The following is a 1,276-nucleotide window of genomic DNA, read 5'->3' on the forward strand; positions in this document are numbered from 1 at the left end:
GGCTGACACGCTCCGCTCGGGACTTACGCCCTCGCTCGGCCTAAAGGCACATTGTCCTCCGTCACGCTTCTTGCGTCGCAAGAAGGCGCGCCGACGCTAACGCCTGCACAGCAGGCTCAGCTACGGACAACGTCGTGTAGCCTAGTTCGTTATGCGTCATTCTTGAAAATTTTAAATAAGAATATCCAAAATAATTATGAAACTATCGTTATCTGAAATAAAAAAGCCAAATCAATTTGAAGAATTAGTCGCGGCATATTTTCGTGATTTTCAGAAAAAATTCTCTTACATTAATGTTAGAGATGTTAATCTAAGCGGCATTGGACCAGACGGTGGCAGAGATATTCTAATCAAGTTGGAAATTAATGATGGATTATCAATAGTAGAAAGAACTTGGATAATTCAATGTAAATTTCATAAAAATTCTCTTTCACCTAGTCAAATTTCTGATGTGAATATACCAACTTTAATACATTCTTATTCCGCACATGGTTATTTATTAGTTTTAAAAGAGCGACCAACAAGTAAGCTCAAAGAAATGTTCAGCAGGCTAGACCTAAACTGTAGGAATAAATACAAATACATAGTGTGGGATGGAAGCGAATTAATTCAAAGGTTACATTTACATCCAGATGTTATTAATCAATTTTTTCCAAAATTTTCACACTTCTTGAACAAAAAGGAATCGCTATTATAAATGAAAGTTTTTCTATCATATTCTCTAAACAATTCTAACCTATACGTCATTCCAATGTTAGTAACTCATTTGAAAAAACAAAACATGGAAGTTCTAACAAGTTATGAAACTTCAAATATCGCTCCATTTAATAACTTTCAATCGATGAATGCTAGCTTATTCATTGCCCTCTTGACTAAAAGTGGAAATCAAAATGAAAAAGTTAGTAAAGAATGGAATAATGCAATAAAATCTAAAATACCTACTATTGCGTTGATAGAAAATTCCTTTAAACTTCCTGACCAATTTAATAACTGGCCAAACATAATTCGGTTTGATCGAACTAATCCATCAAAATCAATTAGCCAAATCCAGGCAAACCGAACAAGTTCAGTAAATTCTGAAAAAAATGATTCAAATGCATTAGCGTGGATTCTTGGCGGCATTGCTGCTATTGCATTAATAAAATTGTTATCGGATGATGATTAAATAAAAAATATAAAAACAAGAACGACGCATAACAGCGGCTGACACGCTCCGCTCGGGACTATCGCCCTCGCTCGGCCTAAAGGCACATTGTCCTCCGTCACGCTTCTTGCG

The 1,276-nt window shown here is 35.9% G+C and carries 2 protein-coding genes; both read left to right on the forward strand.

The window, feature by feature from the left end; all coding sequences use genetic code 11:
* The first annotated feature begins 196 nt into the window (after window positions 1–196).
* Window positions 197–697: a restriction endonuclease gene (locus EHQ58_RS14830; protein WP_135624694.1), complete on the forward strand. Its 501-nt coding sequence runs from the start codon at window positions 197–199 to the stop codon at window positions 695–697.
* Window positions 698–1,165 carry a TIR domain-containing protein gene (locus EHQ58_RS14835; protein WP_135624695.1) on the forward strand — a complete coding sequence of 156 codons (468 nt, stop codon included), beginning with the start codon at window positions 698–700 and terminating at the stop codon, window positions 1,163–1,165.
* Window positions 1,166–1,276 lie beyond the last annotated feature (111 nt).

The sequence above is a fragment of the Leptospira ognonensis genome (assembly GCF_004770745.1).
GTDB lineage: Bacteria > Spirochaetota > Leptospiria > Leptospirales > Leptospiraceae > Leptospira_A > Leptospira_A ognonensis.

What these genes read in the sequence shown, in the direction of transcription:
- EHQ58_RS14835 (WP_135624695.1), top strand. Translation starts at nt 698, where the DNA reads ATGAAAGTTTTTCTATCATATTCTCTAAACAATTCTAACCTATACGTC.
- EHQ58_RS14830 (WP_135624694.1), top strand. Translation starts at nt 197, where the DNA reads ATGAAACTATCGTTATCTGAAATAAAAAAGCCAAATCAATTTGAAGAA.